The following is a 20,281-nucleotide window of genomic DNA, read 5'->3' on the forward strand; positions in this document are numbered from 1 at the left end:
TTCTAAGTCCGAACATACTACAGTGTTGTGGTTTAACGCATCTTTTCAATCGATAAATTCAACTCATGGCCTCACACAAACTTCACCCTGATATACTCGAATTCATTTCAAGTCTTTTGCGCATGGAAAAGATTCTTCTTGAGTATGAAGAAGATTTTTGGGCTGAGCATATCAAAAGGGTTCGGAGAATTGCTGAAAACTCAGATGGCGCATGTATTGAACGTTTCTTGAGTCTATTCGGCGGGATGGGGAGTTTCGGTGACCTAGTTTTGCAAGCTCCCAAACCGGTAAACGAAATATTTTATAGAGAACGAACTCATTCATATAAGCTCGCGCAGGCATTGCTTTAATATACAGCATTAGATGGCCTGATCCCCAAAAATAACACTAGCGTTGCGGGCTTTGAACTGCACTTCAATGACTCCCCCAGGTCAAGTCTGAAGATGAGGTGTGGGCTCGGTGTCGGCGTTGTGCCCAATGACTTAAGGCTCTATCTCAGCATCTTACTTGTGCAGCTAGATTGCCGCAACGTCACCCCAAGACTTGATCTTGGGGGCCAATTGAGATTAGCCGAGCGGTATTGTTTTTCAGTTTGGTTGCAGCGCGTGCGTGGGCGAAAGGTGAAATTGATTGCAAGATCAAGTCTTGCAATGACGCAGAAGGGGTGGATGGCGCTTTGCCAAAAACGTCGACGCTGCTTGGACCCTCGGGTCAAGCCCGAGGGTGACGGGTGGGTGTGTTTTTGGCGATGAGCCGTATGGCTTACGCGCCCAGTGTCTCTCTTTTTTACGCGACGCCGTGGTTCGCGGCGCCCACTAGTCCGGCATCCACTGTATTTTTATATGCTGCCATCGGACGTTAGGCGTCCCGGTACCCCGGCCTCTTTTTGCGCGCCGCCATCGGACGCTTCGCGTCCGTCCTCGGCACCCCCGGCATTATTCTTGCCGCCACCGGACGCTCCGCGTCCGTCCCCGGCCCCCCCGCCGGATGGCGCACTAAACAAACGCTGAGCAAGCGTGAGAAAGGAGCGTACGAAGCCGACTGGCTGAGGACCACGGCCAACTTTTTGGCCGCCCGTGCGGAGGTTAGGTGCTGCAAGCACCGCTCAACCGTGAGTGAAAATAACTCGCGCAGTGACCTATTTGGGGGCGGCGACGGGTTTTGGGGCGAACCGGGTCCAGAGGGGTTTGATGATTTTTACGCCGATGGGGATCAGGATCACGCCGAGGGCGAGGCCGAAGATGCCGTCTAGGCCGGCGGTGACGGTCCATTCTATGGCGCCTTCCCATGCGCCAATGGCGTGAGCTGCATCTACGGCGATGTGGTGAATCCAATCATAGGGGGCGGAGAAGCCCATTTGATCTAAGGCGTGCAGGATAATGGAGCCGCCGACCCAGAGCATGGCGGCGGTGCCGACGATCATCAACAAGGTCATGAATTTGGGCATGCCATAAACAATGCCGCGGCCAATGGCTCGGGTTGCGCCTAGTTTTCCGCGTTCTGCCAGATAAAGGCCCACATCGTCTGCCTTCACGATCAGCGCCACGGCGCCATAAACCAAAGCAGTGATGCCCACGGCGACCATGGCCAAAGTGGCCGCTTCCATCCACAATGTGCTTTCGGGAATGGCGGCAAGCGCGATGGTCATAATCTCGGCAGACAGGATGAAATCTGTTTTAATCGCGCCTGCGACTTTTTCTTGTTCTAGCTGCGCTGCATTGCCTTCAGTATGGCTGCCATCGGGCCCGCCATGGCCTTTGCCAAAGCCAAGGAAGTGGGCAATTTTTTCAGCGCCTTCGAAGCAAAGATAGCCACCACCCAACATCAGCAAAGGCGGGATCATCCACGGTGCAAAAGCGGATAAGGCCAGCCCGGCAGGCAGCAGGAAAATCAGCTTATTGATGAGCGAGGCCCGGGCAATTTTCCACACCATCGGCAATTCGCGCGCGGGGGAAAAGCCCTGCATATATTTTGGGGTCACCGCCGCGTCGTCGATAACCGCGCCTGCGGCTTTCGACCCAGCTTTCACGGCCTGCGCCGTCACATCGTCAATTGACGCTGCTGCCAATTTGGCCAGCGCCGCCACATCATCCAACAATGCCATTAAGCCGCTCATGCCTGTCTCCTGCAAAATTTGCGCCGGCATTGCGGCGATTTATATGTTGTGACGGGCCGAACAGCCCATCATTTGCGGCATTATTGCCTGATTGGTTTGGTGGATCAAGGGCTTACCTTTGGGCATTCGCCGTTATACCCAAGGCGGTGGGCAGCGCTGTCTTTTGGCCTTATCATCGAGACTAAAAGTCAAGAAGCAACCATTGTGGGTTGCGCACGTTGTGCAATGAGCAAGTTTAAAACAAGGGAGTTTTCCATGAGCGAAAAGACACTTTTGATCACCGGTGCCTCAAGCGGCATTGGCGCAGCGACAGCGCGACAGGCGATTGCAAACGGGTGGACCGTGGGGCTTTTTGCCCGCTCGGAAGACAAGCTGAATGCGCTGGTTGATGAATTGGGCGACAAGGCCATCGCCCTGCCCGGCGACGTGACTGACTTTGAAAGCGTAACGGCGGCGATGGACAAGTTTGCCGACCATGCAGGCGGCATCAACGCGGTTTATGCCAATGCGGGCACGGGCCTTTCTGCGGCGGGCACCGATGCGGGCGATCCGGAAGAATGGGAGCGCATGATCAAGGTGAATGTGATGGGCGTGTTGTGGACCGTGAAAGCGGCAATGCCTTACCTCAAAAAGAGCACGGGGCACTTGCTGTTGACTGGATCGGCCGCGGGGCGCAGGCATATTGCCGGTTCGGTTTATGGTGCCTCAAAATGGTTTGTGCATGGTTATGGCGGTAATCTTTCCGAAGAAATGAAATCCTTTGGCGGCCGCTGCACTGTGATCGCGCCCGGCATGGTGGACACACCGTTTTTCGACGAACCAAAGCCGGACAAATTGCAGCCGGAAGATATTGCGGATGCGGTGATGCACGCTCTTGAAGCGAACCCACGTTGCGCGGTGAATGAGATATTCTTGATGCCGACGCAATAGCAGGCGCTTTTTTGGCCCAAGGTGGCGGTTAAATTCGCTTGCCTTGGGCAAATTTTTTCGCAAATTCAAGGTGTTAATTAATATTTTATTCAAATTCGGTAATATATCTGTTCGGCCTTCCGCCCCTCAGATATGAAAGAATTGTCATGGATTTGCTTTTCAACGCCTTCAAACGGAAAACAGGTTCAACAAGTTCAGCAGAAAGAACTTTGGCGGCGATTTCGAACACGCAGGCCATGATCGAATTTGATCCTAAAGGCATCGTCTTATCTGCAAACCAGCATTTTCTCGATATTTTTGGCTATTCGCTTGAGGAAATTATCGGCCACCATCACCGACAGTTTGTCGAGGAAAGTTTCGCCCAATCTCCAAAATATCAGAATTTTTGGCGAAAGTTGGCAGCGGGCACATCGAGCGGCGGGCAATTCAAGCGCCTCACCAAAACGGGTGAAATCGTGTGGGTGCAGGCGATTTACTCTCCAGTGCTGAACGCTGACGGGCAGGTTGTAAAAATTGTGAAACTGGCCTGTGACATTACCAGCCAGAAGCATCAGGCGGTAAGTGACGCCGGGCAGATTGCCGCCATCAACCGGTCACTCGCGGCAATTGAGTTCAATTTAGACGGCACTATTTTGAAGGCCAACGAGAATTTTTTGGCAGCCATGGGTTATAAAGAAGCGGAAATTGTTGGCAAGCATCACCGCATGTTTGTGGCCCCTGAAGAAGCGACCAGCCAAGACTATGCCGCTTTTTGGGCAGATTTGGGCAAAGGACAATTCAAGTCTGACGAATATTTGCGTTATGGCAAAGGCGGAAAACGGGTATGGATTCAAGCCTCTTACAACCCGATTTTGGATGATGAAGGCACGCCCATCCGCGTGATGAAATTTGCGACCGTGATCACGGAACGCAAAGATGCCATGGAAGCGATTGGCCATTCGCTTGAAGCATTGGCAAATCGCGACTTAACTTGTCGTATTGAACAAAAATTCAATAATGATCTGGATCCAGTTCGCATTGCGCTCAACAAATCCATCGACACTTTTGTGGGGATTGTGAGTAGCATCAAGCATTCGACAAGCGGCATACGCGCCGCGACACAGGAGATTTTGGCGGGGGCAAACGATTTGAGTGATCGCACCAATCGCGAAGCCAGCGCGATTGCGCAAACCACCTCTTCTGTTGAGACGCTTGCTTCAACGGTTGAAGCCAACAAGAAGAATGCATCTCACGCCTCGGAAACCACGGACACATTGAGCGTTGGCGCAGCAAATGCCGACAAAGCGATGAGCCGCGCAACAGGCGCGATGACCGCCATTGCCGAATCCTCTTCAAAAATATCGAATATCATCAGCCTGATTGACGATATTGCTTTTCAAACCAATCTGTTGGCGCTGAATGCGTCGGTTGAGGCAGCGCGCGCAGGCGAAGCCGGCAAAGGCTTTGCGGTGGTTGCAGTTGAGGTGCGTCGGCTTGCGCAATCTTCCGCCAATTCGTCAACCGAGATTAAGCAGCTTATTGAGCAGGCCTCCAAGGAAGTTGGCGGCGGTGAGCAGTTTGTGAAAGACGCGACGGAAAAAGTGCAGGCAATGTTGACGGACATTTCCCAATCCAACGATGTGGTGCGGCAAATTTCCAGCGCAACGAGAGACCAAGCCAACACCATCAACGAAGTGAGCATGGCGATCCGCGAGATCGACGAAATGTCTCAACGCAATGCCGCGCTGGTAGAAGAAATGAATGCCGCGATTGGGCAATGTGAACGCCAATCAAGCGATTTGGACATGATGGTTGAGCAGTTCAAACTGGACGAACGCGGCAACGGCACTGCCCACACCCATCGTTCAGTGGCCTAAAACTCAGGCTTTTTTATAGACTGAAATATGCGACTTGCTGTTGGCGGTGAACGGGTTTCGCTGCCAATCCGCAAAGCGGTGTTCGCACTGCAAGCCTGCCAATTGGGCCATCAAATCCATTTCCGGCGGATAGGCATAGCGCATGGGCAACGGCACGAGCTTTATGCCCTCATTTGTTATGCGAATACGTTGGAAATGGAATTTTTGCGCCAACGGATCGTGCAGAGCTGATTCCAACCATGCATGATCTTCCCCCACCCGCTGGGTGGAAACGCGCTGATGATCTTTATACCCTGATAAATCCGGCACGAATGTTTCCAGAATAAACCGTCCGCCCGACTTTAGATGTTTTGCCGCATTTTTGAAGCAATCCACCTGATGCCTCTGCGAGGTGAGGTTGAACAGGGTGTTATAGACCAGCAGCACCATATCAAACTCGCCACCAACTTCGGTGTAGGCGAAATCGCCAATGTGCGACGGCACATCGCCACCGGGTTTCGCGCGCATTTTATCGACCATTTCGGCACTGCCTTCGATGCCGACAAGCTCAAAACCTGCCTCGACAAGGGGAATAGCCACCCTGCCCGTGCCGATCGCAAACTCTAAGATGCGGCCTTGATGCCCATAGGATTTGACGAACTCCACAATCTGATTGGCATTGCCTGGATCAAATTGGATGTCATAATCTTCTGCATTGAGTTGACCAAACTGGTCTGATGTAAAGTCAAACATATCGCCCCTCCGCTGCCGAAGTTTGGCGAAGGCACGAGGCGCTGACTAGTGTAATTGGGTGACAGCTAAAGCCCTTTTTTGATCGACTCGTGCAGGGAGTTGATCAGCTCGCTTTTCTGGGTAGCGACCTTATCATCGTGCTCGTGCTGCAGCGCCCAAGAGATAGCGTTGATATGCAATTGCAAAATATCCTGCTCTTTTTCCAACAGGTCTGGCACCGCGCGGATGGCAGCGCAAAGGCTTTTGCCCACGTCGCCCACCAGCTTATAGCCGAATGTGGCAGCTTGCCCCTTCAAATCATGGGCACGCATAAAAATATCGTCGAGCCGCTCCTTAAACGGTGCGTCTGATGCTAAATCGGCTTTCATATCAGCGACGGCTTTTTTGACGAGCTCTGGATAATCTTCGCCAAGCTTGCGGATGCGCTGTTCGGCAGCAAATTCCATTTCCTTCAGCGTATGGCCGGAATTCGGGCGGATCACCTCTGCAAGCCGGTTGCGCGGCGTGTAAAACTCCACCGCATGTTCGCCTTGAAGGCGCGGGGCGACTTTGTTCTCTTTTTTGTCACTCATTTGCACCCGCCTCTTCAATATCCGTCATTTCCGCATTTGGAGAAATCTGCACCGTTTCACCATGACCATCATCTGCAATTTCGGCACCAGAGGGGTTGGAGCGACGATCTTCGCCATCAAAGCCCCGCAAAGAACGGCGCCGATCCGGCCCGACATAGTCTTTGGTTTTCACAAATTGGCGCGGATGATCACGCATATAGGTAAACCGATCAAATAAGCCTGCCACGGACACTGGTTTGCACAATACTTCATTGGCGCCGCTGTCGCGCGCACGGCGCACATGTACCACTGTTGAATATGAGGTGAGCACCAAAACCGCCAAATCGCGAATGGTTTCGTCTTTGTGATTGCGGATATTTTTGATCATTTCAAAGCCGCTCACCGGCTTCATCAGCAAATCTACAATCATAATATCCGGCAGTTCGGATTCCGCCATTTGCATGCCTTCTTTGGCCGAAAGCGCGTGGCGGATTTTTTTGATGCGCATGCCCAGCAACATATCGCGCAAAATATTGTGCATGTGCTGATTGTCGTCGACGATCAGGACTTTCATGTCACCGAAATTATATTTTGTATTGTGCCCGAATAAATTGCTCGACATGTGCCTGCCTATTGCTTGGCGTTCAAGCTAACAGTCTTGAGTAAGTAAATGGTGAATTGGCGGGATTTGGAGCGGGTGAAGGGAATCGAACCCTCGTCGTCAGCTTGGGAAGCTGCTGCTCTACCATTGAGCTACACCCGCGAAAGATAGCGATGTTGATATGCCGTGCTTTGGGCTTATTCGTCAAGAAGAATTGGGATAAGCTGCGCCCACTCGTTTTCGAAGCTTGGACAGAATAATGTCGTTGCCAACCTTGTTATTTGAAACTGATCGTGTGATTTGTCGGCCGTTTGAGGCGAAGGATTTTGATGCCCTGTTGGCGCTGCAAAGCGACAAGCAAGTCTATCAATATGTGGGCGATGGCCAGCCCTTGCCGCCGGATCAGGTGAGCTTGTGGATCAACCGTTCGCGCGAGAATATCGAAAAGAATGGTTTTGGCACCGGGGCAATTGTGCGCAAAAATGATGATCAATTGATTGGCTGGGCTGGCTATGTGCGGCCCGAAGGCGAGGAAGTTGAGATCATTTACGGTTTATCTCCCACTGAATGGGGCAAAGGTTTGGGCACCGAGATCGCACGCGGTTTGGTGGACGCGGCGCGGGAGCATTATAAAATCTGGCCCCTGCATGCGACGGTAGACCCGGAAAATGGCCGTTCGATCAATCTACTGAAGAAGGTGGGCTTTGAGCTATTTGCCAAGACCAAAGATGAAGACGGTTTGGACACGGATATTTATCAGCTGAGAGCGCGATAGTTGCCCCCAACCAATGGCCGGGGGCATTTCTGCTTTATTATGCGACTTTGCGCTGATGTTCACCCTCGCGCACCTCTTCAATGATTTTGGACACGAATGCCTCCAAATCATCTGGATTACGCGACGTGATGATGCCATTTGAAATGGCCACTTCTTTATCCACCACATTTGCACCTGCATTTTTCAAATCAGTGCGGATAGATGGATAGGCTGTCATTTCGCGGCCTTCGACCACGCCAGCCTCGATCAACAGCCATGGGGCATGGCAGATGGCAGCAATGATCTTATCATTTTTGACGAACTCTCTGATTTTGCTGACGGCAGTTTCATCAACCCGCAAAAGATCGGGGTTGATTTGGCCACCGGGCAGCACCAATGCGATGTAATCATCGATTTTCACATCAGCAATTCTCAAATCTGCATCGACAGATTTACCCCAGTCCTTTTCGTTCCAGCCTGTGATTGCCTCGCCATCTGGTGTGGCGACGTGGACAGTTGCGCCTGCTTCTTTCAACTTTTCGAGCGGCGTGAACAATTCTGATTGCTCAAAGCCATGAGTGGCCATGATCAAGATTTTAGATTCACTTAGCTTAGGCATAGCAATCTCCTTAAATAAGTTATGTGCAAACCAGTTGCTTGGTCGGCCAAAATGTTGGCGCGCAACGCAAGCCTGTTTGCCTTCATCTGCACAACAAATCGGGGCGCTGATCGTTCCATGAGAAATTTAATAAGGAGCCAGATGTAGACATTACGACTATCGCGCACCTAATTTTTCAACTTAATTCAAGTTAAAACCATATGTTCATGCGTCAAATGCATGAACTTATACCCATTTATCGCTTCAATCCTTCAAACCTAAAGCGTTTAATGCCTCAAACTCATAAATATCACCTTGTTGGGTGCGCGGGCTATTGAATGGGATATCGAGGAGGATATCGGCCCTTTTAAGAAGCACCGACATTAGGAGAAGGATAAGCCGATGACTGCCGATCGCCCCACAATGCGCGACAAAGACCGCCCTGACCTAGGTTCATTTAAATGGGAAGACCCCTTTTTGCTGGACGATCAGCTGACAGAAGAAGAGCGCATGGTGGTGGACACTGCGCGCGCCTTTGCTGATGAAAAGCTGCGTCCGCGTGTGCGTGAGGCCTATAATGAAGAAAAGACCGACCCGAACATTTTCAAAGAGTTCGGTGAGATGGGTCTTTTGGGCTCAACCATTCCGGAAGAATATGGTGGGGCGGATCTAGGCTATGTGGCCTATGGCTTGATTGCACGTGAAGTTGAGCGCGTTGACAGCGGCTATCGCTCCATGATGTCTGTGCAAAGCTCATTGGTGATCTACCCGATCTACGCTTATGGCACCGAAGAGCAGCGGCAGAAATATTTACCGGGCCTGATTGATGGCAGCTTGATTGGCTGTTTCGGCTTGACCGAACCAGATGCGGGCTCTGATCCCGGCAGCATGTTGACCCGCGCCAAAAAGACTGAGAATGGCTATGTGCTGAACGGTACGAAAATGTGGATTTCCAACAGCCCGATTGCAGACGTTTTTGTGGTGTGGGCCAAATCAGAAGCCCATGGCGGCAAGATCAAGGGCTTTGTATTGGACAAAGGCATGAAGGGTTTGAGCGCACCGAAAGTGGGCGGCAAACTGTCTTTGCGTGCCTCAATCACCGGCGAAATTGTGATGGACAATGTGGAAGTGGGCGAAGACGCACTGCTGCCACATGTGGAAGGCCTTAAGGGTCCGTTTGGCTGTTTGAACCGTGCGCGATATGGCATCAGCTGGGGCGCGATGGGTGCGGCGGAAGCCTGCTGGCACGCGGCCAACCGTTACGGCCAGGAGCGCAAGCAATTTGGCAAGCCTTTGGCGCAGATGCAATTGTTCCAAATGAAGCTGGCCAACATGATGACCGACATTACGCTCGGCCTTCAAGGCTCGCTGCGCGTGGGTCGTTTGATGAATGAAGCGAAAGCCGCGCCGGAAATGATCTCGCTGATGAAGCGCAACAATTGCGTGAAGGCACTGGACATTGCGCGGATGGCCCGCGACATGCATGGCGGCAATGGCATTTCAGACGAATTTGATGTGATCCGCCACATGATCAACCTTGAAACGGTGAACACTTATGAGGGCACTGCTGACGTGCACGCCCTGATATTGGGCCGTGCGCAAACCGGCTTGCAGGCATTCTTTTAAGCCCGGACAGCAAGGTAAAAGCAATGCAAGAGCAACCGCTTAAAGGTTTAAAAGTGCTTGAATTGGCACGGGTTTTGGCTGGCCCTTGGGTTGGCCAAACCCTTGCGGATTTGGGCGCAGATGTGATCAAGGTGGAATCGCCCAATGGTGACGACACCCGCGCCTGGGGGCCACCATGGATTGAACGCGGCGACGATAAAAGCGCCGCCTATTTCCATTCCTGCAACCGAGGCAAACGCTCTATCGCGCTGAACTTTAAGAATGAAGATGATCTCGAAACCATACGACAGTTGGTCACGCAATCAGACGTGCTGGTGGAGAATTTCAAACTCAATGGGTTGCAAAAATATGGGCTGGATTATGAAAGCCTGAAGGCGATTAATCCGCGCCTGATTTATTGCTCCATCACCGGCTTTGGTCAAAATGGGCCTTATGCAGAACAGCCGGGCTATGATTTTATCATTCAAGGCATGTCGGGCATGATGTCCATCACCGGGGAACCGGACGGTCAGCCACAAAAAATCGGCACGGCGCTGGCGGATATCATAACCGGGCTTTACGCCACCATCGGCATTCAAGCGGCACTGTGGCAGCGCGAGCGCACCGGACTGGGCCAACAGGTCGACATGGCGCTGTTGGACAGCATGGTGGGCGTTTTGGCCAACCAAGCGATGAATTATTTGGCCAGCGGTACCGCGCCTACGCGGCTAGGCAATGCGCATCCAAACATTTGTCCCTATCAAGTGCTGCCCGTGAAAGATGGTCATATCATTTTGGCGGTAGGCAATGATGGGCAGTTTCAACGCTTGGCCAAACTGATCGGGCAGGAACAGATTGGCGCTGATGAGCGTTTTGCCACCAATGCCGCGCGTGTTGCAAACCGGATTGAGCTAACCGCGCTTTTGGAAACTGAGTTTCAAAAGTGGGAAAAGCTGAAATTGCTGGACGCGCTGCACGCGTCGAACGTGCCTGCGGGGCCGATCAACTGGATTGATGAAGTGTTTGCCGATCCGCAAGTGCTGGCCCGCAAGATGGCGCTTGATATGGATGGGGTACCCGGTGTGCGCACGCCGATCCAATTCTCAGACGCGACACTGACATTTGATCGCCCTTCCCCGAAAGTGGGCGAGCATACGCAAGAGATTTTGAACGAACTTAAAGCCCTCAACGACAATTAAAGAGCACATAAAATGGCGAAAATGACCGGCGGCGAAATTTTGGTGAAATGCCTTGAAGCGCAGGAGGTGGACCGTGTGTTCTGCGTGCCGGGCGAAAGCTATTTGGCGGTGCTCGATGGACTGCACGACAGCAATATCGATGTGGTGACCTCGCGCCATGAAGGCGGCGCGGCGATTATGGCAGAAGCGGACGGCAAGATGCTGGGCCGCCCCGGCATTTGCATGGTGACGCGCGGACCCGGCGCCACCAACGCCGCCGCTGGCGTACATATCGCCAAGCAAGACAGCACGCCGATGATTTTGTTTGTCGGCCAGATTGGCCGCGCCATGAAAGGCCGCGAGGCGTTTCAGGAAGTGGATTATCGGCAAACCTTTGGCGATCTGGCGAAATGGGTGGAAGAAATTGACGATGCGGCGCGCATTCCCGAAGTGATTGCCCATGCATATCATATTGCCATGTCTGGTCGCCCCGGCCCTGTGGTTTTGGCACTGCCTGAAGATATGTTGCGCGACGAAGTGGACGTGCCCGTTTGCCCATACATCGAAGTGGCAGAGCCTGCCCCAAGCTTGAAAGCCGCAGCGCGGTTTGAAGAGCTGTTGCGCACGGCAGAGCGCCCCTTCATCGTTGCAGGCGGCTCGCGGTGGACAGAACAATCCGTGGCGCAGTTGAAGGCTTTTGCGCATAAGCACGACATTCCGGTGGGCTGCTCCTTCCGGCGGCAGCAATTGTTTGACCACACAGATAGCCATTATGCAGGCGATGTAGGCTTGGGGATCAACCCAGCGCTGAAAGAGCAGATTGAGCAATCAGATTGCCTGATTTTGCTGGGCGCGCGTTTTTCTGAAAACCCGAGCCAAAATTTCACGCTGTTGGGCATGCCTAATCCGGGCAAAACTCTAATCCATATTCATCCCGGTGCGGAAGAGTTGGGGCGGATTTACACGCCGACGCTTTCGATCAATGCGACGCCGGAATGTTTCTTTGATGCGGTAGATCATATTGATGCCCTGCCCGCTGCGGATCGCGGCAAAAAGGCCAATGCGATTTATCGCGCTTGGACCGATGCGATGCCGGAAACACCCGGCGATGTGCAAATGGGCGGCGTGATGACCTATTTGCGTGAAGCACTTTCTGACGATGCGATTATGTGCAATGGCGCGGGGAATTATGCGATCTGGCTACACCGGTTCTGGCGCTTCCAGCGCTATGGCACCCAATTGGCCCCGACCTCCGGGTCCATGGGCTATGGCGTGCCCGCCTCTATCGCCGGCAAATTGCGGCACCCGGAGCGGGACGTGATTTGCTTTGCGGGCGATGGCTGTTTTCAAATGACCGGGCAAGAATTTGCTGCCGCCGCCCAGTTTGGTGCCAACATTATTGTGCTGGTGATCGACAATGGCATTTACGGCACCATCCGCATGCACCAGGAAAAGCACTATCCTGAACGGATTTCCGCAACGGATTTGGTGAATCCTGACTTCGCCGCGTGGGCCCGCGCCATGGGCGGCCATGGAGAAACGGTGGAACAAACCGACCAGTTCCCGCTTGCGTTTGAACGGGCGCGGGAAAGCGGCAAGCCTGCGATTATTCATATTAAAACGGCGGCTGAGGCGATTTCACCAACGGCGACGATATCGCAGTTGCGGGGGAAGTAGGTTAGTTTTCGCTCACGGTTGAGCGGCGCTGCGCGCCTAACCTCCGCGGGGGCGAAACCTGAAGGTTTCGGGCTTAGCCGCCCAAGCCCTGTTTAGGTGCTAATGGTGCTAGCTTTGTTTGGGCCATCTTAGATCGATCTTTGTTGGCGTTTTGTTTGTGGTTATTGCAACTCACCCTTAATCCCTCCCCATCAAGGGGAGGGAAAAGAGTGCCCGTTTCGGGCTAAGAATATCACCACGCACCACTGTCATCCTCGGGCTTGACCCGAGGATCCAAGCAGAGCTAGCCAAGGTGCACATCGCCCACTATTTGCCGCAAGGACAATCCCAACTGGATCCCCGGGTCAAGCCCGAAGATGACGCCAGTATGTTTGGCTCGGGCTTTGCCAAACCGCAGATGTCAAATGGATCCCAAGATCAAGTCTTAGGATGACGGAGAGCGTGGTTAGGGCTGTGCATTGGATTGAAGCGGCCCCGGATCAGGTCCGGGGCGGCCATAGGGCTCGCACCTTTCATCCAGTTGCATTCCCGGCCTTGAGCCAGGATCAACCGCTTGCACGCAACTTAGGATACTTGCCGCCGTCGTTCGCTGCGCTCACTACCCCGGCACCCCGCCATTTTTTCTTGCCGCCGTCGTTCGCTGCGCTCACTACCCCGGCACCCCGCCATTTTTTCTTGCCGCCGTCGTTCGCTGCGCTCACTACCCCGGCACCCCCGCCGGTTGGTGCTCGATAGTGGTGTTCGAGTTGGCGGTGGCTATCGTCAAATGCTGCAATTTGATTGAAAAGTGTGGGGACTCTGCCTACTTTTAAGCTGTGCGCTGCGCGTTTTGCGGGGCGGCGGTGAGGGAGAGAGATGATGTCGCTCGATAAGATTGCCCTGATCATTGTGATTGTTGCAGCCGGGATTTATGTCGGCGTGATGGCGTTTGGCATTTTTGCTTCGGGCGTGCCGCTTTGGCCTTTCTTTATTTTGCTGGCAATCGGTATCTATTTGATGTCACGAGTCATTTCCGACAAGTTGAACAACAAAGAAGATAAATATTACGAAGATAATATTCAGGAGTAATTTGCATGATCGTGACAACTGGCTTGACCGTGCCTGAAGGCGAAATCATCGAAACAATTGGCATTGTGCGGGGCAACACCATCCGCGCAAAGCATGTGGGCACAGACATTATTGCTGGCTTGCGCAATTTGGTGGGCGGCGAAGTGGGTGAATATACCAAGCTGATGGCCGAGGCCCGCGAGCAGGCTTATGACCGCATGGTGGCCCATGCCCAAAGTGTGGGTGCTGATGCTGTGATTGGGGTGAATTTCACCACCTCTATGATCACCCAAGGCGCTGCTGAAATTTTGGCTTATGGCACAGCCGTAAAGCTGAAGCGCTAAGCCATGCCTAAAATCGACATCCCGGAATGGACCCACCATGAAAGTGAGCCAAATCCGCTGACAGGGCAGGATGATGGCGCTTATGGCGAGAAGGTTCTGGGCAAATTGGCAGGATTGAGCGGGCTTGGTGTGCGCATGGAAATGCTGCCGCCCGGCTCGGCTTCATCTCACCGCCATTGGCACGAAACTGAAGATGAATTTTTGCTGATGCTTTCGGGCGAACTGGTTTTGGTTGAAGATGAAGAGACCATTTTGCGGGCGGGCGATTGCGCCGCTTGGAAAGCGGGGAGCCCGGTTGGCCATTGTCTGCAAAACCGTTCAAGTGAAAACGCAGCCTATCTGATCGTTGGTGCTAATGCTGAGCAGGATAAGGTGCATTATCCTGACCATGATGTGACCTTGCATCGCGATGGGGACAAGCGGAGCTTCACACGGCTGGATGGCACACCCATCGTCACTTCAGAGTAAGGCAATGCGATGAATTGGGACACGCTATATCTGTTGTTGAATGCGGCTATTGTGCCCGCGTGGGCGCTGCTCTTGTTTATGCCACGGGCCGCGTTGACCCGGAAGCTGGTGCATAGCGGCATTTACCCCATCGGCATTGGGCTTTTCTATCTGCTTTGCTTTTTGGCAGCAGCCTTTTTGGGGCAAGCGGCAGAGGGGTTTAATTTTTTCACCTTAGACGGCGTGGCGACGCTGTTTGATCACCCCAATGGTGTTTTAATTGGATGGTCGCACTATCTGGCGTTTGACCTGTTTGTTGGCGCGTGGATTGGCCGCGATGCGGCGCGGCGCAACTACCGCCATTTGATTGTGGCGCCCATGATGCTGTTCACTTATCTCTATGGGCCGTTTGGCTTGCTCGCCTATATGGTTTTCCGTTTTTGGAAAGAGCGGCAGGTGCCTTCGCTTGAGGAGTGAGGTGGGGGTGAATTCGCCTCCCCCCACGCTTAATCCCTCCCCACAAGTGGGAGGAAAATGAGTGTTGGCCTCATCCCCCCGCGTCATTCCCGCATAGGCGGGAATCCAGATGGGATCTGTCGTCTCGTGATGACCTTGATGTTTTGCGCTTGGGTTGCGCTTGACTGGATCCCCGGGTCAAGCCCGAGGATGACGGAGGGGTGTGGTTGGGTCGCGATTTGGTATCGCTTACTCCAGCCCCTATTCCCCAAGCGGAGCCAATGCGTGGCTAGTTTTGTTTGAAGTGCTTGGAAAGCTTCAAATGTTGGCCCTGATAGTTTGACCCAAGGTCGGCGCCGTAAAGATTGTCGGGGCGTTCGGCCATGCGTTCATAGATCAAGCGGCCGATGGTTTGGCCGTGTTCGACCAAGAATGGCACTTCGCGTGAGCGCACTTCCAGCACGGCGCGGCTGCCAGCGCCCGCAGCGCCAGCGTGGCCGAAGCCGGGATCGAAGAAGCCGGCATAATGAACGCGGAATTCGCCGACCAGCGGGTCGAATGGCACCATTTCGGCGGCATAATCCGGCGGGACGTGCACCGCCTCACGGGAGACAAGAATGTAGAATTCGTCTGGGTCGAGGATCAGTTCGCCTGTGCCACGATCGTGCAAGGGTTCCCAAAAATCGAGCACGTCTAGCGCGGCTTTCTTATCGACATCAACAACCGCGGTGTGTCGCTTGGAGCGATAACCGATCAGGCCGCCGCGATCGCTGCCTTGCAGATCAATAGATAAAGAAACGCCCTGCTCTACGATGGCGTTTTCATCAAACACCAATGTTTGTTCAGCGTGGAGCGCCTTATGTTCTTCAACGCTCAAACGGCTATCGCCGGAGCGGAAACGGATTTGGCTGAGGCGAGAGCCTTGACGCACCAGCGCAGGGAAAGTGCGCGGGCTAATTTCGAGATAAAGCTTGCCTTTGTAGCCAGCGGGCACCGTGTCAAAGGCGCGGCCTTCATCTGTGATCACGCGGGTAAAAATGTCCAAACGACCCGTGGAGCTTTTGGGATTGGTGGTGGCGCTAACGCCTTCTGGCAATGCCAGTTCTTCCATCAGCGGCACGATATAAACGCAGCCCCGCTCAAGCACAGCGCCCTCGCTCAAATTGATCTGGTGCAATTTTAGGTCTTGAATCCGCTCCATCACCGAAGTTTGTGGCCCCGGCAAAAAGCTGGCGCGCACGCGATAGGCAATTTCGCCCAAGCGCAAATCCAAGCTGGCAGGTTGCACCTGATCTTCATCGAAGGCATGGGCGACAATAATGGCGCCATCCTGATGCATTTGATTGATCATGCGGGCTGAATAGATACCAGTTGGCGAAGTCATTTACTTGACGTTTCCATTAAATTCTTTTGCTGACCCTTTGTTGTTAGCAATGTTAAACATTGACGCCAAGCCACAATTGGCATTAGATCACATAATTCGGTGGTGATTTGGCCGGTCTGCTTGCAGCCACCTTAAAGAATTAGCTAAAGGCGACCGTTTGCCGGCCAATTGGGTCGGCTTTTTTGTTTGGAGACTGGCGTTTAGTCAGAAAAAATATGGCGACCAAGACAAATCCACTTTTGGACCCGAAAAACCAATCCCCTGCTTCGCGCGCTGTGCATGGCGGCACTGAGCGCAGCCATCATGGCGAAACTTCAGAAGCGCTTTACCTCTCATCTGGCTTTACTTATGCCACATCAGAAGAAGCACGAATGCGGTTTAAGGGCGAAACGGAAGGCCATATTTATTCGCGCTTCTCCAACCCAACTGTTGAGATGTTTCAAAACCGCATGGCGGGCCTTGAAGGCGCAGACGCTGCGCGGGGCACGGCCACCGGCATGGCGGCGGTAACCACCGCGCTGATGAGCTTGGTGCAGGCGGGCGACCATGTGGTGGCCTCGCGTGCATTGTTTGGCGGGTGCCGCTATGTGGTGGAAGATTTTCTGCCGCGCTGGGGCGTCAGCTCCACCCTTGTGGATGGCCGCGACCCCAAGAATTTTGAAGCTGCGATGCGCGACAACACCAAGGCGGTGTTTGTAGAAAGCCCGACCAACCCCACAATCGAGCTGGTCGATTTGGAAGCTGTGGGCAAAATTGCCAAAGCCCATGGGGCAAAATTTGTGGTCGACAATGTGTTCGCCACCCCAATCTATCAAAGCCCCTTGGAATTGGGCGCGGATTTGGTGGTTTATTCGGCCACCAAGCATATCGATGGGCAAGGCCGCTGTTTGGGCGGTGTGATTGTGGGTGATAAAGAGCTGATCGAAGGCGATGTGCACACGATTATCCGCCAAACTGGCCCCTCCATCAGTCCATTTAATGCATGGGTGATGCTCAAGGGGCTTGAAACTCTTGGCTTGCGGGTGGAAAAAATGGCGCAAAATGCCAGCGCTGTTGCCAACATGTTGGCCAACCACCCTAAGGTGGAGCGGGTTTATTATGCCGGGCACCCATCGCACCCGCAATATGATTTGGCGCAAAAGCAAATGAGTGGCGGCTCCAACATGTTGGCCTTTGACGTGAAGGGCAAGCAGGCAGATGCTTACACTGTTGCGGACCATTTGGCGCTGATCAAAATCTCCAACAATTTGGGTGATGCCAAGAGCATTATCACCCACCCGGCCACCACCACCCACCAGCGGTTGGAAGAAGAAGATCGGGCAGAGTTGGGCATTTCAGAAAAGCTGTTGCGCTTGTCTGTTGGGTTGGAAGCGGAAGAAGATTTGCTTTCTGACCTGCAATTTGCACTGGACCAAATCTAGGGGTGATCACGGCCTGATGGCGTATCGCGGGCGTATTGGCCCCGGATCAAGTCCGGGGCGGCGTCAGTGCCGTTTGATTTGCAGCGGATACATATGAAGCGTCGTGTGTGCTTTGGCTTTGCCCATCACCCCAAGACTTGATCTTGGGGTCCAATTGGGATTGGCCGAGCCGGATGGTTTTTGAGATTGATTGCAGCTCGTGCCGCCCCGAAAGGTGAAATGGATTGCAAGATCAAGTCTTGCAATGACGCCGTGGGAAGGATTGGCTGCGCTTATATTTCTAGGATCGCTAAAGGCCGGAATCCAAGCCTCGCGCCGGGAACAGTCCCGGTGCCCTACTCCTTAGTTTGGACTCCGCCGAACTCCTGATAGGCCAAGAGCATCCGAACAAAGGCGGTGTAAAAACACGCAGCGGCGAAGATGGCTGCGAGTATGTTGAAATATTGTGGCCAGATGCATAGCGCGGCGAAGAAGGCAATTGTTTCGGTGCCTTCGGTAAGGCCTGTGGAAAAATAGAGTGATTTCGACCCGCGCTTTGTAGTGCTCATTTTGTGCTTTTCGGCGAGGATCGCATAGCCCAGAAATGTGCCACCGTTAAAATAGAAGCTGACCAGAAGCAGGCCGCCGACCACGCCATTTTGGGCGGGGTCCAGCACAATGAAGGCGAAGGGGAATGCGCCGTAGAATAGGAAATCTGCGGTAATGTCGAAATAGCCGCCAAAGTCAGTTTTCTGCGTGGCACGGGCCACGGCGCCATCCAAGCCATCCATCACGCGGGACAGCAACATCAAAATCAATGCAGCATAAAACATGCCCAAGGCGACCGTAACGGCAGAAAGCAGGCCGATTGCGAGACCAGCGAAGGTGACGCCATTGGCGGAAATGCCCGCCCGCGCCATTTGCTGGCCGATAAAATTGAGCGGAGGATCGATCCATCTTCGCATCTGGCCATCAAGCATGAATAAATCCCTCACAAACATCAGACTGGGTGCAAAGCCTTCGACAAGGCTTCACTTGCGACGCAAACTAAACTATCACTCAAGAGTTGAGAACAGGCTGCACATGTTTGTGAGCAGAATGTTATGGTAGATTTGCGGTGACGCAAAAGAGTCGGCAACATCCGGGATTTGCACATTTATGGAATTTCGTCCGATTTTGATGATCATTGGTGTGCTGACCGCGATTTTGGGCTGCTCCATGTTTCTGCCTGCTATTGCCGATGCGCTGGTGGGCAATGATGACTGGATCGTTTTTGTCACCTCCGGTTTGATCACCACATTGCTGGGCGCAGGCATTTGGGCTTCTTCATTTGGCTATGATCAAAGCCTGAATGCACGGCAGGCCTTTTTTATGACCGCCATCATTTGGGTGGTGCTGGCTTTATTTGGTGCCCTTCCCTTTTATTGGGCAGGGATCAACCTTAACTTCACTGACGCGTTTTTTGAATCCATGTCGGGCCTGACGACCACCGGGGCAACGGTGATTTCTGGCCTTGATGATTTGCCCCCGGGCATTTTGTTGTGGCGTAGCTTGCTGCAATGGTTTGGCGGCTTGGGCATTATTGTGATGGCGGTTGCCGTGCTGCCTATGTTGCAAATTGGGGGCATGCAGATGTTTAAGGCGGAAGCCTTTGACACCGCAGAAAAGATTTTGCCGCGCGCCGCGCAAATCGCCTCGAACATGACCACCATTTACATTGCCCTGACCTTCATTTGCGCCATTTGTTATTGGGCTGCAGGCATGGGCCTTTTTGATGCGATTGCCCACTCTATGACCACAGTGGCCACGGGTGGTTTTTCCACGCGTGATGGATCAATCGACAGTTATGAATCCGCGATGATCGACTATATTGCGGTGACCTTTATGATTTTGGGTGCCTTGCCGTTTTTGCTGTATGTGAAAATGGTGCGTGGCGACCTGTTGGGGCTTTGGCGCGACAGCCAAGTACGAACCTTTTTGATATTGGTTGCGGCGGTGACCTTTGTGGCCGTGTTGATCCAATATGTTGATGATATTGATCGCGGCGAAGTGGCATTCCGCCACGCGCTCTTTTCTGTCACCTCGGTGATGACAGGCACCGGCTATGCGACAACTGACTATGGCCAATGGGGCGGGATTTCGATCACGCTGTTCTTTATCATCACCTTTATTGGTGGGTGCGCGGGCTCAACCTCATGCGGGATTAAAATCTTCCGTTTCCAAGTGCTATTTTTGGATTTGAAACAGCATATCCGGCAAATCCTTTATCCTTCAGGCGTGTTTGTGAAACGCTATAATGGGCAAGTGATTTCCGACACGGTTTCCGCCTCTGTGATGAGCTTTATCTTTCTCTACTTCTTGTTCTTCATCATTTTGGCGCTGTTATTGTCGCTGACCGGATTAGACAGTTTGACCGCCTTTTCCGGGGCTGCAACGGCCATTTCCAATGTGGGACCAGGCCTTGGTGAAATTATCGGACCATCAGGCAATTTTGGCCCGCTGCCCGACATTTCAAAATGGATGGTGTCCATCGGCATGATTGTGGGCCGGCTGGAAATCTTCACCGTGTTGGTGCTGTTTATGCCGCGCTTTTGGCGCGGCTAAC

At 53.1% G+C, this 20,281-nt stretch carries 20 protein-coding genes, 1 tRNA gene and 1 riboswitch; of the genes, 13 read left to right on the forward strand and 8 right to left on the reverse strand.

Annotation, left to right across the window (positions count from 1 at the left end):
* Window positions 1-122: 122 nt before the first annotated feature.
* On the forward strand, window positions 123-350 hold the full coding sequence (locus ATL17_RS17230) for a DUF6966 domain-containing protein (RefSeq protein ID WP_425462425.1): 228 nt from the start codon (window positions 123-125) through the stop codon (window positions 348-350).
* A 788-nt stretch (window positions 351-1,138) separates the two neighbouring features.
* Here ATL17_RS17230 and ATL17_RS10745 read toward each other — a convergent pair.
* On the reverse strand, window positions 1,139-2,116 hold the full coding sequence (locus ATL17_RS10745) for a DUF808 domain-containing protein (RefSeq protein WP_133572794.1): 978 nt from the start codon (window positions 2,114-2,116) through the stop codon (window positions 1,139-1,141).
* A gap of 255 nt (window positions 2,117-2,371) precedes the next feature.
* On the opposite strand from ATL17_RS10745, the gene ATL17_RS10750 reads away from it, so the two are divergent.
* Together ATL17_RS10750 and ATL17_RS10755 are read left to right on the forward strand one after the other, a co-directional pair.
* Window positions 2,372-3,046 carry an SDR family oxidoreductase gene (locus ATL17_RS10750; RefSeq protein WP_133572795.1) on the forward strand — a complete coding sequence of 225 codons (675 nt, stop codon included), beginning with the start codon at window positions 2,372-2,374 and terminating at the stop codon, window positions 3,044-3,046.
* Window positions 3,047-3,192: 146 nt separating this feature from the next.
* Window positions 3,193-4,902, forward strand: a complete 1,710-nt coding sequence (locus tag ATL17_RS10755; RefSeq protein WP_133572796.1) for a methyl-accepting chemotaxis protein — start codon at window positions 3,193-3,195, stop codon at window positions 4,900-4,902.
* 3 nt (window positions 4,903-4,905) lie between these two features.
* Here the strand turns inward: ATL17_RS10755 and ATL17_RS10760 are convergent, their stop codons facing one another.
* The 4 genes from ATL17_RS10760 to ATL17_RS10775 form a co-directional block, all read right to left on the reverse strand.
* Window positions 4,906-5,634, reverse strand: coding sequence for a class I SAM-dependent DNA methyltransferase (locus ATL17_RS10760; RefSeq protein WP_133572797.1), 729 nt, complete (start codon window positions 5,632-5,634; stop codon window positions 4,906-4,908).
* A gap of 65 nt (window positions 5,635-5,699) precedes the next feature.
* The gene (locus ATL17_RS10765; RefSeq protein WP_133572798.1) at window positions 5,700-6,206 is read right to left on the reverse strand and encodes a hypothetical protein; all 507 of its coding nucleotides are present in this window, start codon (window positions 6,204-6,206) and stop codon (window positions 5,700-5,702) included.
* Window positions 6,199-6,807 (reverse strand): response regulator, encoded by a 609-nt coding sequence (locus tag ATL17_RS10770; protein WP_133572799.1) that lies wholly within the window; start codon window positions 6,805-6,807, stop codon window positions 6,199-6,201. The genes ATL17_RS10765 and ATL17_RS10770 overlap by 8 nt, the downstream gene beginning before the upstream one ends.
* Window positions 6,808-6,874: 67 nt before the next feature.
* Window positions 6,875-6,948: transfer RNA gene (locus tag ATL17_RS10775), tRNA-Gly, on the reverse strand.
* A 97-nt stretch (window positions 6,949-7,045) separates the two neighbouring features.
* Here ATL17_RS10775 and ATL17_RS10780 point away from each other — a divergent pair.
* The gene (locus tag ATL17_RS10780) at window positions 7,046-7,561 is read left to right on the forward strand and encodes a GNAT family N-acetyltransferase (RefSeq protein ID WP_133572800.1); all 516 of its coding nucleotides are present in this window, start codon (window positions 7,046-7,048) and stop codon (window positions 7,559-7,561) included.
* Window positions 7,562-7,598: 37 nt separating this feature from the next.
* Here the strand turns inward: ATL17_RS10780 and ATL17_RS10785 are convergent, their stop codons facing one another.
* Window positions 7,599-8,159 carry a type 1 glutamine amidotransferase domain-containing protein gene (locus tag ATL17_RS10785; RefSeq protein WP_133572801.1) on the reverse strand — a complete coding sequence of 187 codons (561 nt, stop codon included), beginning with the start codon at window positions 8,157-8,159 and terminating at the stop codon, window positions 7,599-7,601.
* A 381-nt stretch (window positions 8,160-8,540) separates the two neighbouring features.
* On the opposite strand from ATL17_RS10785, the gene ATL17_RS10790 reads away from it, so the two are divergent.
* From ATL17_RS10790 to ATL17_RS10820, 7 genes are all read left to right on the forward strand, one after another.
* Window positions 8,541-9,764 carry an acyl-CoA dehydrogenase gene (locus tag ATL17_RS10790; protein WP_133572802.1) on the forward strand — a complete coding sequence of 408 codons (1,224 nt, stop codon included), beginning with the start codon at window positions 8,541-8,543 and terminating at the stop codon, window positions 9,762-9,764.
* A 23-nt stretch (window positions 9,765-9,787) separates the two neighbouring features.
* Window positions 9,788-10,942, forward strand: coding sequence for a CaiB/BaiF CoA transferase family protein (locus tag ATL17_RS10795; protein ID WP_133572803.1), 1,155 nt, complete (start codon window positions 9,788-9,790; stop codon window positions 10,940-10,942).
* A gap of 12 nt (window positions 10,943-10,954) precedes the next feature.
* A complete protein-coding gene (locus tag ATL17_RS10800; RefSeq protein WP_133572804.1) occupies window positions 10,955-12,598 on the forward strand; it encodes a thiamine pyrophosphate-binding protein in 1,644 nt (547 codons plus the stop codon).
* Window positions 12,599-13,453: 855 nt separating this feature from the next.
* A complete protein-coding gene (locus ATL17_RS10805; RefSeq protein ID WP_133572805.1) occupies window positions 13,454-13,666 on the forward strand; it encodes a hypothetical protein in 213 nt (70 codons plus the stop codon).
* A gap of 5 nt (window positions 13,667-13,671) precedes the next feature.
* A complete protein-coding gene (locus tag ATL17_RS10810) occupies window positions 13,672-13,989 on the forward strand; it encodes a YbjQ family protein (RefSeq protein ID WP_133572806.1) in 318 nt (105 codons plus the stop codon).
* Between the two features lie 3 nt (window positions 13,990-13,992).
* The gene (locus tag ATL17_RS10815; RefSeq protein ID WP_133572807.1) at window positions 13,993-14,457 is read left to right on the forward strand and encodes a cupin domain-containing protein; all 465 of its coding nucleotides are present in this window, start codon (window positions 13,993-13,995) and stop codon (window positions 14,455-14,457) included.
* A gap of 9 nt (window positions 14,458-14,466) precedes the next feature.
* Window positions 14,467-14,913: an ABA4-like family protein gene (locus tag ATL17_RS10820; protein WP_133572808.1), complete on the forward strand. Its 447-nt coding sequence runs from the start codon at window positions 14,467-14,469 to the stop codon at window positions 14,911-14,913.
* 268 nt (window positions 14,914-15,181) lie between these two features.
* Here the strand turns inward: ATL17_RS10820 and ATL17_RS10825 are convergent, their stop codons facing one another.
* On the reverse strand, window positions 15,182-16,276 hold the full coding sequence (locus ATL17_RS10825) for a 2'-deoxycytidine 5'-triphosphate deaminase (protein ID WP_133572809.1): 1,095 nt from the start codon (window positions 16,274-16,276) through the stop codon (window positions 15,182-15,184).
* Window positions 16,277-16,365: 89 nt separating this feature from the next.
* A riboswitch (SAM riboswitch) is annotated at window positions 16,366-16,444 on the forward strand.
* 47 nt (window positions 16,445-16,491) lie between these two features.
* On the opposite strand from ATL17_RS10825, the gene metZ reads away from it, so the two are divergent.
* Complete coding sequence (gene metZ, locus ATL17_RS10830) at window positions 16,492-17,697, forward strand: O-succinylhomoserine sulfhydrylase (RefSeq protein ID WP_133572810.1); 1,206 nt, start codon at window positions 16,492-16,494, stop codon at window positions 17,695-17,697.
* Window positions 17,698-18,032: 335 nt separating this feature from the next.
* On the opposite strand, the gene ATL17_RS10835 is transcribed toward metZ, so the two are convergent.
* Window positions 18,033-18,656 (reverse strand): CDP-alcohol phosphatidyltransferase family protein, encoded by a 624-nt coding sequence (locus ATL17_RS10835; RefSeq protein WP_133572811.1) that lies wholly within the window; start codon window positions 18,654-18,656, stop codon window positions 18,033-18,035.
* A gap of 178 nt (window positions 18,657-18,834) precedes the next feature.
* On the opposite strand from ATL17_RS10835, the gene ATL17_RS10840 reads away from it, so the two are divergent.
* Complete coding sequence (locus ATL17_RS10840; protein WP_133572812.1) at window positions 18,835-20,280, forward strand: TrkH family potassium uptake protein; 1,446 nt, start codon at window positions 18,835-18,837, stop codon at window positions 20,278-20,280.
* Window position 20,281 lies beyond the last annotated feature (1 nt).

Source organism: Maritalea mobilis, from assembly GCF_004363175.1.
Classification (GTDB): domain Bacteria; phylum Pseudomonadota; class Alphaproteobacteria; order Rhizobiales; family Devosiaceae; genus Maritalea; species Maritalea mobilis.

What these genes read in the sequence shown, in the direction of transcription:
- ATL17_RS10755 (WP_133572796.1), top strand. Translation starts at nt 3,193, where the DNA reads ATGGATTTGCTTTTCAACGCCTTCAAACGGAAAACAGGTTCAACAAGT.
- ATL17_RS10840 (WP_133572812.1), top strand. Translation starts at nt 18,835, where the DNA reads ATGGAATTTCGTCCGATTTTGATGATCATTGGTGTGCTGACCGCGATT.
- ATL17_RS10785 (WP_133572801.1), bottom strand. Translation starts at nt 8,159, where the DNA reads ATGCCTAAGCTAAGTGAATCTAAAATCTTGATCATGGCCACTCATGGC.
- ATL17_RS10805 (WP_133572805.1), top strand. Translation starts at nt 13,454, where the DNA reads ATGATGTCGCTCGATAAGATTGCCCTGATCATTGTGATTGTTGCAGCC.
- metZ (WP_133572810.1), top strand. Translation starts at nt 16,492, where the DNA reads ATGGCGACCAAGACAAATCCACTTTTGGACCCGAAAAACCAATCCCCT.
- ATL17_RS10800 (WP_133572804.1), top strand. Translation starts at nt 10,955, where the DNA reads ATGGCGAAAATGACCGGCGGCGAAATTTTGGTGAAATGCCTTGAAGCG.
- ATL17_RS10820 (WP_133572808.1), top strand. Translation starts at nt 14,467, where the DNA reads ATGAATTGGGACACGCTATATCTGTTGTTGAATGCGGCTATTGTGCCC.
- ATL17_RS17230 (WP_425462425.1), top strand. Translation starts at nt 123, where the DNA reads ATGGAAAAGATTCTTCTTGAGTATGAAGAAGATTTTTGGGCTGAGCAT.
- ATL17_RS10815 (WP_133572807.1), top strand. Translation starts at nt 13,993, where the DNA reads ATGCCTAAAATCGACATCCCGGAATGGACCCACCATGAAAGTGAGCCA.
- ATL17_RS10825 (WP_133572809.1), bottom strand. Translation starts at nt 16,276, where the DNA reads ATGACTTCGCCAACTGGTATCTATTCAGCCCGCATGATCAATCAAATG.
- ATL17_RS10745 (WP_133572794.1), bottom strand. Translation starts at nt 2,116, where the DNA reads ATGAGCGGCTTAATGGCATTGTTGGATGATGTGGCGGCGCTGGCCAAA.
- ATL17_RS10790 (WP_133572802.1), top strand. Translation starts at nt 8,541, where the DNA reads ATGACTGCCGATCGCCCCACAATGCGCGACAAAGACCGCCCTGACCTA.
- ATL17_RS10765 (WP_133572798.1), bottom strand. Translation starts at nt 6,206, where the DNA reads ATGAGTGACAAAAAAGAGAACAAAGTCGCCCCGCGCCTTCAAGGCGAA.
- ATL17_RS10750 (WP_133572795.1), top strand. Translation starts at nt 2,372, where the DNA reads ATGAGCGAAAAGACACTTTTGATCACCGGTGCCTCAAGCGGCATTGGC.
- ATL17_RS10795 (WP_133572803.1), top strand. Translation starts at nt 9,788, where the DNA reads ATGCAAGAGCAACCGCTTAAAGGTTTAAAAGTGCTTGAATTGGCACGG.
- ATL17_RS10780 (WP_133572800.1), top strand. Translation starts at nt 7,046, where the DNA reads ATGTCGTTGCCAACCTTGTTATTTGAAACTGATCGTGTGATTTGTCGG.
- ATL17_RS10835 (WP_133572811.1), bottom strand. Translation starts at nt 18,656, where the DNA reads ATGCTTGATGGCCAGATGCGAAGATGGATCGATCCTCCGCTCAATTTT.
- ATL17_RS10770 (WP_133572799.1), bottom strand. Translation starts at nt 6,807, where the DNA reads ATGTCGAGCAATTTATTCGGGCACAATACAAAATATAATTTCGGTGAC.
- ATL17_RS10760 (WP_133572797.1), bottom strand. Translation starts at nt 5,634, where the DNA reads ATGTTTGACTTTACATCAGACCAGTTTGGTCAACTCAATGCAGAAGAT.
- ATL17_RS10810 (WP_133572806.1), top strand. Translation starts at nt 13,672, where the DNA reads ATGATCGTGACAACTGGCTTGACCGTGCCTGAAGGCGAAATCATCGAA.